Annotated in this window: 13 protein-coding genes; all 13 read left to right on the top strand. The window is 30.6% G+C overall.

Annotated features, from left to right (window positions below; all coding sequences use genetic code 11):
• Positions 1-432 precede the first annotated feature (432 nt).
• The 13 genes from VIM70_RS16930 (at position 433) to VIM70_RS16870 (ending at position 14,757) form a co-directional block, all read left to right on the top strand.
• Complete coding sequence (locus tag VIM70_RS16930; protein ID WP_331946957.1) at positions 433-1,410, top strand: CPBP family intramembrane glutamic endopeptidase; 978 nt, start codon at positions 433-435, stop codon at positions 1,408-1,410.
• Positions 1,411-1,646: 236 nt separating this feature from the next.
• Positions 1,647-3,053 carry a glucuronate isomerase gene (uxaC, locus tag VIM70_RS16925; protein WP_331946956.1) on the top strand — a complete coding sequence of 469 codons (1,407 nt, stop codon included), beginning with the start codon at positions 1,647-1,649 and terminating at the stop codon, positions 3,051-3,053.
• An 81-nt stretch (positions 3,054-3,134) separates the two neighbouring features.
• Entirely contained in the window at positions 3,135-4,136 is a 1,002-nt protein-coding gene (locus tag VIM70_RS16920; RefSeq protein WP_331946955.1) for a LacI family DNA-binding transcriptional regulator, read from the top strand.
• A gap of 162 nt (positions 4,137-4,298) precedes the next feature.
• Positions 4,299-4,943 (top strand): bifunctional 4-hydroxy-2-oxoglutarate aldolase/2-dehydro-3-deoxy-phosphogluconate aldolase, encoded by a 645-nt coding sequence (locus VIM70_RS16915; RefSeq protein ID WP_331946954.1) that lies wholly within the window; start codon positions 4,299-4,301, stop codon positions 4,941-4,943.
• Between the two features lie 65 nt (positions 4,944-5,008).
• Positions 5,009-5,956 carry a sugar kinase gene (locus VIM70_RS16910; RefSeq protein ID WP_331946953.1) on the top strand — a complete coding sequence of 316 codons (948 nt, stop codon included), beginning with the start codon at positions 5,009-5,011 and terminating at the stop codon, positions 5,954-5,956.
• Positions 5,957-5,967: 11 nt separating this feature from the next.
• Complete coding sequence (locus VIM70_RS16905; protein ID WP_331946952.1) at positions 5,968-7,416, top strand: tagaturonate reductase; 1,449 nt, start codon at positions 5,968-5,970, stop codon at positions 7,414-7,416.
• Positions 7,417-7,492: 76 nt separating this feature from the next.
• On the top strand, positions 7,493-8,980 hold the full coding sequence (locus VIM70_RS16900; RefSeq protein WP_331946951.1) for an altronate dehydratase family protein: 1,488 nt from the start codon (positions 7,493-7,495) through the stop codon (positions 8,978-8,980).
• Between the two features lie 451 nt (positions 8,981-9,431).
• Positions 9,432-10,211, top strand: a complete 780-nt coding sequence (locus tag VIM70_RS16895) for a glycoside-pentoside-hexuronide (GPH):cation symporter (protein WP_331946950.1) — start codon at positions 9,432-9,434, stop codon at positions 10,209-10,211.
• Between the two features lie 29 nt (positions 10,212-10,240).
• The gene (locus VIM70_RS16890; RefSeq protein ID WP_331946949.1) at positions 10,241-10,795 is read left to right on the top strand and encodes an MFS transporter; all 555 of its coding nucleotides are present in this window, start codon (positions 10,241-10,243) and stop codon (positions 10,793-10,795) included.
• Positions 10,796-10,856: 61 nt separating this feature from the next.
• Complete coding sequence (locus tag VIM70_RS16885; protein ID WP_331946948.1) at positions 10,857-11,282, top strand: HIT family protein; 426 nt, start codon at positions 10,857-10,859, stop codon at positions 11,280-11,282.
• A 281-nt stretch (positions 11,283-11,563) separates the two neighbouring features.
• Entirely contained in the window at positions 11,564-12,586 is a 1,023-nt protein-coding gene (locus tag VIM70_RS16880; protein ID WP_331946947.1) for a LacI family DNA-binding transcriptional regulator, read from the top strand.
• Positions 12,587-12,618: 32 nt separating this feature from the next.
• The gene (locus tag VIM70_RS16875; RefSeq protein WP_331946946.1) at positions 12,619-13,365 is read left to right on the top strand and encodes a sugar phosphate isomerase/epimerase family protein; all 747 of its coding nucleotides are present in this window, start codon (positions 12,619-12,621) and stop codon (positions 13,363-13,365) included.
• Positions 13,366-13,461: 96 nt separating this feature from the next.
• Complete coding sequence (locus VIM70_RS16870) at positions 13,462-14,757, top strand: citrate transporter (protein WP_331946945.1); 1,296 nt, start codon at positions 13,462-13,464, stop codon at positions 14,755-14,757.
• Positions 14,758-14,787: the final 30 nt, after the last annotated feature.

Below are 14,787 nucleotides of genomic sequence, written 5' to 3'. Positions count from 1 at the left end.
TTTTCCATTATTAGAACCAACTATTAATGTTAGTTTGTTCTATAGGTGATTCAAATATGATGTGAAGAGCCGTATGCCTTAATAGGGCAAGTACGGTTCCGTCGAGGAGCATGGGCGGTAACGCCTGTGTTTACTTAAGAAGTACCACATATCATAAAAATGATTGTGGTACTTTTGTAATGTAATCTTGCAAATATTTAGTGCTTACATTTACCATTACCAATATAGGATACAAGAAAATAGTCCCAGTAAACAGCGTAAAACGAGTGTTACAATCAAATTGGACTATATAATATAATTATTAAATAATAGAATAATATGGATTATTGTTATATAATTAAAATGTATAAAAACTCAAATTGGTTTTATACATAACAATCTTAAATAAAAGGACATTATTTCGAGAAACTATATATTTTAAGGAGAAAAATTATGAGAAATAAAAAAATACTATTAGCTAATAATTTATTATTGATAGCGTTATTAGCATTTACTTTAATCCCCATTATGGCAAGTAGGTTACTTAAATTACATGGTTCTATAAGTGGTAATACTTCACTTATGCTTTCTGGGGGGACTACAATTGTAGTACTTGGAGGAATTGCATTTTTTTATTGCAGAATTACTAAAAGAAGATTTAGCAAGGTAATGGTAATAAAGAAAATCTCTATAAAACAAGTTTTTTTAATTATGTCTGTAGCAGTTGGGACTTACATATTTGCAGTTGGCATTAATTCAATAAGCATGAAGTTATTTCCAATTGTAATAAAAGATAGTTCGGTAATATCAAAATTGCTAAGTAGTAGCTCAACATTATTAGGACTTTTTGTGGTGATTTTAATTCCAGCTTTTTTTGAAGAAGTATTTTTCAGAGGGATTTTTTTAGATGCTTATGAAGGGTTAAATAAAAAAATGAAATATTTTATAATAACATCAATTTTTGCAACCTTTCATGGCAATGTGATGCAAATTATATATGTAATGTTTTTGGGGTACATTCTTCTTAAGGTAAGGGAATATACAGGTTCATTAGTAGGCAGTATGACACTTCATGCTACAAATAATGCAATATCTTTTATCATAAGTAAAGTGGTGATGAATTACATGAACCTAAATAATACTGGGATTGGTAAGGGTGTGATAGATTCTTCAAACGCAGCTGCCACAGCGCAGGCAATGAATGTTAGCTTCACTGTAGCAATACTTAGAGCATCAATATTTTTTCTTATCGGAGGCGCTATATTATTTACAAATTTAAGGGAATTGAAAGAATACAAAGAAGAATTAAATAGAGAACAACCTGTAGTTAAGGATGAAAAAATTACAATCGCAAATAAAAAACAATATATTCCACTAGTTATATATTTTGTTTCTATGACTATATTGATTGTTTTAAAGTATAATCTTTAAAAAAACATTTTTAAAGATTATATATGATTTATTGGGTATAATAAAAATAATAAGGTTACAGCATATATTAGTACATAATTTATCTTTCAAATTTCTAAACTGCAGTTTATTTGACAACTAATATAAAATGTTGAAAATTTCACCATTGCATTATAAAATATAATGCCTTATAATAATATTATTAGTTATTGTTAACGTGAACATTGGCTTATAATCTATTAAGGAAAGGTGAGTTTATGAAAAAATTTATGGATGAAAACTTTTTATTATCTAACAATACAGCAATCAATTTATTTAATGATTATGCGAAAGATATGCCTATTATTGATTATCATTGTCATCTAAGTCCAAAAGAAATCTATGAAAATAAAAAATTTAATAATATAACTGAAGCTTGGTTATATGGAGATCATTATAAATGGAGAGCTATGAGAAGTAATGGCATAGATGAAAAATACATTACTGGAAATGCAAGCGATCTTGAAAAATTTATGGCATGGTCAAAAACAATGCCAATGGCTATAGGTAATCCTTTATACCATTGGACACACTTAGAACTTCAAAGATATTTTGGAGTACACGATGTTTTAAACGAAAAGACTGCTCCAGCTATTTGGGAGAAGGTAAATAAGTTACTCGCTTGCGAAGGTTTTGGAGCAAGAGATTTAATTGAAAAGTCTAATGTTAAAGCTTTATGTACAACAGACGATCCAATAGATTCATTAGAATATCATATAAAACTAAAGGAAGACACGAAATTTGTTGTAAAGGTTTTACCTGCTTTCAGACCTGACAAAGGACTTCAAATAAATAAAGATGCCTTCATTCCATGGCTTAAGAAGCTAGAAGAAGTATCAAATATTAATATTAAAAGTTATGATGAATTCTTAAAAGCTCTAGAATCAAGAGTTAGATTTTTTCATGAAGTTGGATGTAGAATATCGGATCATGCATTAGATAGCATAAAATATATGGAAGCTTCAAAAAAAGAATTATCTAATATATTTATAAAGGTATTAAAAGGAGAAAAAACAACTTGTGATGAAGAAACTAAATATAGAACATCTACATTGCAATTTTTAGGCAAATTATATTCAGAACTTAAATGGACGATGCAACTTCACCTTGCAGCGCAAAGAAATAACAATTCAAAAATGCTTAAACAATTAGGACCAGATACTGGATTTGATTCTATTAATGATGAAGAAATAGCATATCCTTTATCAAGATTATTAGATTCATTAGAAATCAATAATTCTCTTCCTAAAACTATCTTATATACTTTAAATCCGAAAGATAATTATGTACTTGGCACCATGCTTGGAAACTTCCAAGGAACTGAGGTTCCTGGAAAGGTGCAGCTTGGAGCAGCGTGGTGGTTCTTAGATAGTAAAGAAGGTATGATAGAACAGATGAAAGTTTTAGCTAATACTGGATTATTAAGCCGTTTCGTAGGAATGTTAACTGATTCAAGAAGTTTCTTATCTTATACAAGGCATGAATACTTCAGAAGAATATTATGCAACTTAATAGGAGAATGGGTAGAGAACGGAGAGTTTCCAAATGATATGGAACTTCTAGGAAGTATTGTTAGAGGAATATGTTACAACAATGCAAAAGAATATTTCGGGATAGACTGTTAATATAAGTTTGTTATTTATTAGGAATGTCGCTAATGATATGGTATCATATAAGTATTTATTAGTGACATAGGGGTGTTGTAAATGGGAGTAACAATAAAAGATATAGCTAGAATTGCAAATGTTTCACATACTACTGTTTCAAGGGCGCTTAATGACAGTCCCTTTATAAATGGAGTTACAAAAGCTAAAATAAAGACAATAGCAAAGGAACTTAATTATGTACCAAATTATAGTGCTAGAAGCTTGGTGATGAATAGGTCCTATAACATAGGACTCATTTTTACGACTATAAGCGAAGTAACTTCATCAAGCTTTTTTTATGAAACTGTAAGTGGAGTTAATAGTGCCATAAAAGAAAGTTATAATCTAGTTGTTAGAGGAATTGATGATTATAAAGATTTTACATTTGTTAATAACAAAAGATTTGACGGTATAATACTTATGAGTCAAAGTAATAGTGATAATTCGTTTATATACTATTTACTAGAGCAAAAGATACCACTTGTTGTATTAAATAGAGATATAGATGAAAGTTCTATTGTTAATATATTATCTTCAGACAAAAAAGGAGTTCATGAGGCTATATCATATCTGATACAAAACGGACATAAGGAAATAGCTATAATAGAAGGTGCAAAGGGATTTAATTCTACGGTTGAGAGAAAAAATGGGTTTTTAAAGGCACTTATTGAAAATAATCTACAAATAAATAGTGAATATATGGTTGAAGGTAATTATACTATTGAAAGTGGGTATAGTGCCATGAAAAAGCTATTAAATTTGAGCAAAATTCCAACAGCAGTATTTTGTTCAAATGATGACATGGCGGTAGGAGCAATGAAAGCTACAATTGAAGCCGGATTTAATGTCCCTGCTGATATTTCAATTATGGGATTTGATGGTAGTACGTTAGGTGATTATTTAACACCAGCTTTAACTACAGTACGAAGACCTATTATTGAGATAAGCACAAAAGGTGCAGAAAAACTTTTGAAAATTATAGAAAGTGGAAGTACAATAGGGGAAAAAATATATATTAATACAGAACTTGTTGAAAGAGATTCAGTAGCAAAGCTAAAATGATTTTGTTATTAACTTATAAAATGGAGAGAATTGTTAACGTGAACAAATGAACTTTATTATTTAATTTATTTTAAGATTTAAGTATTACTGATATGGCATGTAGGCATTAACTAAGATATATTATAATATTATGATCAAAATTTAACGAAAGAGGTGCAAATTATGAAAAGACTTAGAATGATACAAAAAATAAGCGAATATGGAATAGTAGCAGTTATTAGGGCAACATCAAAAGAAGAGGGCGTAAAGATTGTAGAAGCAGTTACAAAAGGTGGAATTAATGCAATTGAAGTTACAATGACAGTGCCAGGTGCAATAGATGTAATAAAAGAATTAACTGAAATATATAAAGATAATAAAGAAGTACTTATAGGAGCAGGAACTGTTCTTGATCCTGAAACTGCAAGAGCCTGCATCTTAGCTGGAGCAAAATATATAGTAAGTCCAAGTTTAAATCCTGAAACTGTAAAGTTATGTAATAGATATAGAATTGCTGTTATGCCAGGAATTATGACAGTAAAAGAAGCTCTCGAGGCACTAGAACTCGGAGTTGAAGTATTAAAGGTATTCCCGGGAAATGCTTTTGGACCATCAATAATAAGTTCTTTAAAAGGACCACTACCACAGGCTAATTTCATGCCAACTGGTGGAGTATCACTTGATAATGTTAAGGATTGGATTAAGGCAGGTGCAATAGCTGTAGGAACTGGTGGAGACTTAACTAGAGGAGCTAAAACTGGAGATTACAAATTAGTAACTGAAACAGCTGCTAAGTTTGTTGAAGCAGTTAGAAAAGCAAGAGTATAAAAAAACACATATCAATTAGAGTACATACCCATGGTATGTACTCAGTTTACAGGAGGAAATTATATATGGATGTAGTAACTTTTGGAGAGTCTATGGTTTTATTTGGCCCAGATTCCTCAGGACCATTAAGATATGTTCAAAATTTTAACAAGTCACTTGCAGGGGCAGAGTCAAATGTTGCAATTGCATTATCAAAACTTGGACATCAAGTTGGTTGGTTTTCAAAGCTTGGAGATGACGAATTTGGGAAGTACATACAAGCAACAATTAGGGGCGAAGGTGTAGATGTATCTAGAACCATTTTAACGCCTGAAAAAAGTACAGGTATATTATTTAAGGAAAGATTTATACACAACAATCCAAGTGTATATTATTATAGAAAAGATTCAGCAGCTAGTACATTAAAACCAGAAGAATTAGATGAAGCATATATTAAATCTGCAAAAATACTTCATATAACGGGCATCACACCTGCACTATCTGAGTCTTGCAGAAAAACATTATTTAAGGCTATAGAAATTGCAAAAGCTAATAATGTTTTAGTTTCTTTTGATCCAAATATTAGACTTAAATTGTGGACCAAGGAAGAAGCAATACCGGTGCTACTTGAAATTGCAAAACTATCAGATATTATTTTTCCAGGTGTAGATGAAGGGGAAATGCTCCTTGGTTTAACAAAACCTGAGGATATAGCAGATAGTTTTATGAACATGGGATGTAGTGTTGTGGCAGTTAAACTTGGAAAAGAAGGCTGTTATGTAACTGATAAAGCAAATAAACTATATGTAAATTCATATCAAGTAGAAAACCCACAGGATACAGTTGGTGCAGGAGACGGATTTTCAGCAGGTTTTCTCTCGGGAATGTTAAACAAACTAGAACTAAGAGAGTGCGCAGAGTATGCAAACGGAGTTGGAGCTATGGCAGTTCTAGTAAAGGGAGACATGGAAGGTTATCCTAATATAGATCAATTGATGGATTTTATTGGAAAGACAAAAACAATCGAAAGATAAGGAGTGTTAAAATGATTTTAAATAAAGAAACATATAAAGAATATAAAACATATCCAGAAAAAGTACTTCAATTTGGAGAAGGTAATTTCTTAAGAGCTTTCGTGGATTGGCAAATTGATAAAATGAATAAAGAAGCAGGTTTTAATGGTAGTGTAGTAGTAGTTCAGCCTATTGAGTTTGGCTTAGTAGATAAATTAAATGAGCAAGATGGCTTGTATACTTTATATTTACAAGGAATGAATGATGGAAAAGCAATAGCTGAGCATTCAGTTATAAATAGTATAAGCCGAGGAATAAATCCTTATACTCAGCATGCAGAATACTTGAAGATAGCAGAAAATCCAGAATTAAGATTTGTTTTCTCAAATACCACTGAAGCAGGAATTGCATATGATGAAAATGATAAGCTTGAAGATAAACCTCAGAAGAGTTTTCCAGGGAAATTTACAGCACTTTTGTATCATAGGTTTATTACTTTTAATGGACAAAAGAATAAGGGATTAATAATAGTGCCTTGTGAACTTATAGATAGAAATGGTGATAAGCTTAAAGAAATAATTCTTAAGTATGCGAAACTTTGGAATTTAGAAAAAGGTTTTGCTACTTGGATAAATGAAGCTAATACTTTTTGCTCAACGCTTGTTGATAGAATAGTTCCAGGATATCCTAGAGATACTATAAAAGAGATAACTAAGGAACTTGGATACGTTGATAATTTAGTTAATGTTGGAGAGCATTTTCACCTTTTCATAATTGAAGGACCAAAATGGATTGAGAATGAATTCCCAGCTACAAAAGCTGGTCTTAATGTCAAATTTGTTGATGATATGACACCTTACAGAACGAGAAAAGTAAGAATACTTAATGGGTCACATACATCACTTGTACCAGTATCATACCTTTATGGTTTGGATACGGTTGCAGAATCAGTTGAGCATGAAGTGATGGGGAAATTTATTAAAGATACAATATATGAAGAAATAATTCCTACGCTTGCTCTTCCACAGGAAGAATTATCATATTATGCAAAAGTTGTTCTTGAAAGATTTATGAATCCTTATGTTAAACATTATTTAATGAGTATATCTTTGAATTCAATGTCAAAATATGAAACAAGAGATCTACCTTCATTATTGCAATATGTAAAAACAAAGGGTGAATTACCTAAAAGATTAGTATTCTCACTTGCTGCACTTATAGAATTTTATAAAGGCAAAAGAGGAGAAGAAATAATTAATTTATCTGATGATGTAGATGTTTTAGAACTTTACAAAGAGTTATGGAGCAGATGTGATGGAACAGAGCCAGCTATTAAAAATCTAGTGACTATAGTACTTAAGTTCAAAAGGGTTTGGAAGATGGATTTAAATGAAGTCCAAGGTTTAACAGATGCAGTATCACATTATTTAATTAACATTGAGAAAATCGGAATAAAAGAAGCGATTAAAGAAGTCCTTTAACAATATTTAACAAAAAATCCCCTACTTATGTGAGTGGGGGATAAATACTTGATTTAATGAAAGTGAGGAAATACTCATGAAAAATATAATACAGATAAATGAAAATGATAATATAGTAGTAGCGTTAACAGATTTATCTAAGGATGAAGTTATTTATATAGGTAATAAAGAAGTAACGTTAAAGGAAGATGTTAAAAGAGGACATAAAATAGCAGCTAGTGATATTAATATAGGTGGAAACATTATTAAGTACGGATTTCCTATAGGACATTCAATTATAGACGTACTTAAAGGACAATGGGTTCATACTCATAATATAAAAACAAATCTAGACGGAATAAAAGAATATACTTTTAATCAAAAGCTTATAGAAAATTGTTTTACAAATAGAAATTTAACATTTTATGGGTATAAAAGACGAAATGGGAATGTAGGTGTAAGAAATGAACTTTGGATAGTTCCGACTGTTGGTTGCGTAAATGGAATAGCAGATAGAATTATTGATAGGTTTAAAGAAATGGCTGGAAATATAACTATAGATAACGTTTTAGTACTAAAACATAATTATGGGTGCTCACAGCTTGGAGAGGACCATATAACTACAAAAACGATACTCGGAGATGCAGTTAAACATCCTAATAACGGTGGAGTTTTAGTTTTAGGACTTGGATGTGAAAATAATGTTATGCTGGATTTTAAAAAGTCTTTAGGAAAATTCAACGAAAAAAGGGTGAAGTTCTTAATTTCTCAAGAAGTATCTGATGAAATCCAAGAAGGTGCTAATTTACTCCTAGAGCTTTATGAAATAATGAAACTAGATACACGGGAGCCTTGTAGCTTATCAGAACTTAAAATAGGCCTTAAATGTGGAGGTTCTGATGGATTCTCAGGTATAACTGGTAACCCTCTTGTTGGTAAATTTTCGGATTTTCTAGTAGCTCAAGGTGGAACTACAATATTAACAGAAGTGCCTGAAATGTTTGGTGCAGAGACGCTTCTAATGGCTAGGGCTAAAAACGAAGAGGTATTCAACAAAACAGTTCATTTAATAAATGACTTTAAAGAATATTTTATGAAGTATGATCAGCCAGTATATGAGAACCCATCCCCAGGAAATAAAGCAGGTGGTATTACTACGCTTGAAGACAAATCTCTAGGGTGCACACAAAAGGCTGGGAGCGCCACAATAGTTGATGTTCTTAAATATGGTGAAGTACTTAGAGTTAAAGGACTTAATTTACTAAGTGCACCAGGTAATGACTTAGTTGCAGCATCAGCACTCGCAGCATCAGGGTGTCAAATGGTACTTTTCACAACTGGAAGAGGAACTCCATTTGGAAGTTTTGTACCAACAATGAAGATTTCAACGAATACTCAAATATATAAATTAAAACCTCATTGGATTGATTTTAATGCTGGAACATTAGTAGAGGATAAATCTTTAGAAGTTTTAACTGAAGAATTTATAGAATATATAATTAAAGTAGCAAGTGGAGAATTAGTTAACAATGAAAAGAATAATTTTAGAGAATTAGCCATTTTCAAGAGTGGAGTAACACTATAATTAAAATAATAAAGTTTATAAACTACATTTTTATATAATTTAAATACAAATTTAATATTATATAAAAATAATATGTTAACGTTAACAATTACCAGTTGATTTTTTAAAAAAATAAAGGTATAATGAATCTAAGGTGATTGGTTACGTTAACATAAATAAATTTGAAGGTATAAGAGGGGGTAATTAGTGAAACCGTTTTGTGTAAAAATCTTTGGAGTGAATTAATGAAAATCTATAAAGAAAATAGTATTAATTCAATAAATTAAGTAATGAGATATCCTAAAAAAAGCTTAATTTAAATTTTTTGTAAAAAATGTTAACGTGTGCATAAAGATGTTTTGGTATTTTATTTATTATTTAATTATTTGAATATAAATTTTATTGGCGTAAATAATATCATAGATGTAAATGTTTCAAAAAATATAATATTAATTATAAGAGGGAGCATAAAATGAAAAAATTAACATTAAGAGAAAAAGTGACTTATGGTTTTGGTGACTTAGGAAATGGATTTATGTTTGACATGGGTCAACTGTATTTACTTAAATTTTTTACTGACGTTGCAGGTATTCCAGCAGCAGTTGGTGGAGGCATATTTTTAATAACAAAATTATTTGATGCAATAGTTGATCCAATAGTTGGAACATTTATTGAGTCAAGAAATATCAAACCAGGCTCAAGTAAATATAAGCCAGTTATGATGATTTCTAGTATTGTACTCGCTATTTTATCTGTATTCGTATTCTTAACCCCCAATTTTTCCCTAGAGGGTAAAATAATATATGCATATGTTTCTTATATGGCATGGGGTGTTGCATACTCTTTTACAAATATTCCTTATGGAACCTTGGCAGCTACAATGACTCAAGATCCTCAAGAGAGAACGTCACTTGCAGCTTTTAGGCAACTAGGTAGTACTATGGCATTATTAATATCAAGTTTATTTGTTATACCTATGGTTACAAGATTCCCAAATGAAGGCATTGGTTACCCCGTTGCTATTGGAATTATGGCATTAATTGGTGTTGGTGCATTTTATGTAACTTATAAAAATTGCCACGAACAAGTACCCACAATTAGTAAAACTGAAAACAAAACAGAAAAAATAAATTTCAAAGATATAGTAAAAACAGTAGCTACAAACAGACCGTTGTTAGTTATAATTTTCATGACAATATTCTCAATTTCAGCATTTAATCTTAGATCAGCAATGTTAATATATTTCTGTTAATATATTTCTGTCAATATAATCTTGGTAATATGATGTTATTGCCATATGTAAGTTTTGCAAGTATAGGATGCTCGTTACTCGGAGTAGTCGCTATGCCTATATTATCAAAGAAATTCGGAAAGAAAAATACTGTTATAATTGGTTTTGCAATTAGTATTATTGCAGATGTAATAAACTTTATAATCCCACTACATTTAGTTACATTTATTATATTACAAAGTATAGGATATTTTGGACTAAGTATTCCAAATGGAATGACTTGGGCATTAGTTTCTGATGCTATAGATTATGGTGAATGGAAAACTGGAGAAAAAAGAGGGGCTATTACTTATTCAGTATTTAATTTCTCAAGAAAAATAGCTCAGTCAGTAGCTGGATTTGCTTCTGGAATTGGTTTAGCATTAATAGGATATGTTCCAAAGGTAGCACAAACAGCAGGTTCGTTAATAGGAATAAAAGGATTATTACTTTTATACCCTGCAATTGCTTTAGCAGTTGCAATAGTAATAATAACTACATTATACAATCTTTCAGATAAAAAATATCTTGAAATAGCAAGTGAACTTAGAAAAAGAAATTCATAAAAGCACAATATAGTTATCTAGAATCTTTTAATATTATATAACGTAAAAGGAGAAATTTTATATGAGTTTTAATAAGGATTGTTTTTACTGCACAAAGGATGAACGACTTAGTGATATAATGATTGAAATATGTAAATTAGATAGTTCAACTTTATATCTATTCAAAGAACAGACTTATAAGGGAAGATGTATTGTAGCTTATAATGATCATAAAAGTGAGATCTTTGAGTTAACTGATGAGCAGCGCTCAAGTTATATGAAAGATGTATCAAGGGTAGCGGGTGCTTTAAACAAAGCATTCTCACCTAATAAAATAAATTATGGTGCTTACGCTGATACTATGACTCATCTTCATTTTCATATAGTTCCTAAATATAAAAATGGACCTAACTTTGGAGGAACTTTTGAAATGTCTCCTCAAAACAAAATTTTACTAACTGCTGATGAATATGATTCTATAATTAGCAAAATCAAAGAAAATTTATAAAAATTAGGACAGACTTTTTTAGGTCTGTCTTTTTTACTTTTAATAAAAGCAAATTCCTATCCCCTCAAACTAAGAGTTTGGGGGGATTATTTTTTTAATAGCCATTCATTTTATGAACTTATGATAGTTTATATGAAAAGGTTACCAAATAAATTGCAAAATAATAAAAAGTCCTTGATTTTCTGTAATGTTTGGTATATTATTTATTTATAGTATTTATGTGTATCGGTTTACTAGTTTTGTTAACCGGTTTAGTTAATTGATTACTATAAGGAGATATTATGCGAAATGATAAGCATTTAACAACAATAAATGATGTGGCAATGGCATCAAAGGTATCAAAAACTACTATTTCAAGATATTTAAATGGTAAATATGAGTATATGTCAGATGATACAAGAAAACGAATACAAAGTATTATAGAACAACTTAAATACAGACCGAGCAATGTTGCAAAGACCTTGAAGTCAAATAAAAGTGGATTAATTGGAGTAATAATAGCAGATATAGGAAGTCAGTTTTCTTCAATATTACTTAAAGGAATTGGAGATACATGCAAAGCACATGGTTACCAAGTTGTTATATCTAATGTAGATAATGATGCAAGTAAAGAAAGAGAATATATTGAGTCTTTAATGGATAATAGGGTTGAAGGTATTATTGTAAATACTACTGGATATAATGATGAGTTTTTAGTTGACATTAATGAAACAAGGGTACCACTAGTACTAGCTGATAGAACTATGAAGGAGCTTAAAATTGACTCCGTTGCTACCAATAACTATGCAATAACTTATGATACAATAAAACGTTTAATTCAAAATGGTTACCTAAATATTGCATTCTTTACTGAGGATCCTTGCAAAAATAGTGCCAGGCATCTTAGGCGTAATGGATATTTAGATGCTATGCGAGATTTATTAAATATAGATGCAAATAATTTAATATACACAATTGATGCAGGAGACAGAGAAACTTCAATTAAAGCAATTAAGAATTTTAATGATTTATATAAGAACGAACTTAAGGCTATTTTTACTGTTAATGGTGTTACATTATTAAATGTGTTACAAGGAATAAATAAGTGTAAATATAGAATACCAGAAGATTTTTATGTATGTGGTTATGAGGATTGGGGTTGGGCAACACTCGTATATTCTGAGATGCCAGTTATATCTCATCATTCTTATGAAGTTGGTGTTGAATCAGCTAAAATGCTTATTAAAAGAATCAATGGGAAAAGTAAAGGCAAGCCAAAGTATAAAGAAATAGAATCTAAACTTATAATAGGAGACTCAAAATAGTTCATTAATTAAAGATATATTGGGGGATTAATATGGCTGGGCAAATTGTTGTAATAAATACATTAGTATTTCTAGAAGATTTGAATAATGGAGTAAAACAATCAGATTTATTAGAAGATATTCATAGTTTAGGAGTAAATAAGGTTGAGATAAGGCGAGAGTTTATAAAGAATTTTGAAACAGAACTTAAGGAGATAAGAGATATTTCAGAAAGATTACAAATGGAAATTTATTATTCGGTTCCTGGATATTTGTATGTGGGTGGTAAGTTAAATACTTGCGAAATTGAGTTATCTTTCAAAGAAGCTTATAAAATGAACTGCAGATATGTTAAATTCAATATTGGTGACTATAAACATATAACTTCCGAAAACGTTTATATGATTAATACACTCTGCGATAGGTATTCAATAAAGCTTACTATAGAAAATGATCAAACAAAAGAAAACGGTCAGGTTCAAAAGATTAAAGAGTTTTTAAAAGCAGCAGAAAAACTTCACATGAGTATTAGCTGCACCTTTGACATAGGCAATTGGCTTTGGCAGAAAGAAGATCCAAAAGAAAATGCGTATATATTAAAACCGTATGTTACATATGTACATTTAAAAGATGTATATATGAAAGAAAAATTAGAAGCAACATCATTAGATGGAGGGATAATACCTTGGAAAAGTATACTTGATGTATTCAATATTAATGTACCGATAGCTATAGAATACCCATGTTACCCAGATACCCTAGTAATGCTTAAAAAAGAAGTAGATAAGTTGAAAATGTGAACAAACATTCTTAATATATATTATTAAAAATATTAAGAAAATAAATATGTTCATTTAATAATAAAAATAAAAGTTTATAAAAGGAGGAATATTAAAATGACTTTACCAGTGATTATTGGAATTTTACTACTATTATCTTATTTTGGATTGATTTATTTTGCTGCTAAGGGTGGCAATCTTATGCTAGGATTTTTAATAATGGCTATCTTATGGGTAGTACTAGGTATGATAGGGGGACAGATTACTTGGGACATAGCACAGACTAAAGTTTTCCAAGGCGGACCTGAAAGTTGGGGTGCAACAGCCGTTATAGTTATATTTGGTAGTTGGTTCGGTAGAATTTTAGTTGAAACTGGAATTGCATCCACTATCATAAGGAAAACTGTTGAACTTGGAGGAGATAAACCTCTTGTTACAACAATATTATTATCAGTAGTAACGGGTGTAATCTTTACTAGTACTTTCGGTGCAGGTGCTGTTGTTGCAATTGGTGTTATAGTATTACCAATTCTTTTATCACTAGGTGTACCAAAGACACTTGCGGTTAGTTCTTATTTGATGTCAGTTGGTTCTGGTATGTATGTAAACTTAGTTTTATTTAAACAAATGCAAGGAATTTTCGAAGGGTTCAAATATGATGGCCATTATTTGAAATTTGGTTTTGCTGCAATGGCAGTTCAGCTATTAGTTGTAATAGTTATGCTTGCTGTAAGACTTCGTAAAAGCACTGTTAATCATGCTTGGGCAGCACAAAACACGAGCAAAAGCGCAACTAACCATGTGCCAGCATTAGCGCTAATAACACCAATTATCCCAGTTGTTTTAACTATAGCGTTTAATTGGCAGTCTATACCTGCATTTATAGTTGCTATATTCTATGCATTGTTTGTTTGTGGAAAGCTTAAATCCTTTAAACTTACAGAAAAGATAGTTACTAAGACTTTTTATGATGGCGTTCTAGACGTTGCGTCATTACTTGGATTCTTATTTATCCTTCCAATGTTTACTAAAGTAGCTGGATTAGATGGTATATTTTTCCAATCATTATTAGGTAACGTAATGCCAACTAGTGTAGTTTTGCTTTGTGTATTATTCGCAGTTGTTGCACCACTTGGATTGTTTAGAGGACCATTAACTGTGTTTGGAGCTGGAGCTGCAACACTTGTAATCTTAAATACAACTGGGGTATTTAGCCCAGCATTGTTGTTCCCACTAATCTACATACCAACAATTACAATGAATATTTCGGCTTGTCCAACACAATCTTGGAATTTATGGGCATTGAATTATTCAAAGGTTAATGTTAAAGATTTCCTAAAGTCAGGGGTTATATGGGCATGGCTAATATGTATTATAAACACCATGATCGCATTTGCAATGTTTGGAGCTTAATAAACAATTTGTAATATGTAACTAATCTGC

The sequence above is a fragment of the Clostridium sp. genome (assembly GCF_036569345.1).
GTDB lineage: Bacteria > Bacillota > Clostridia > Clostridiales > Clostridiaceae > Clostridium_AD.
Note: the sequence above shows the minus strand (reverse complement) of the source record. Positions and strands in the feature narration are given on the sequence as shown.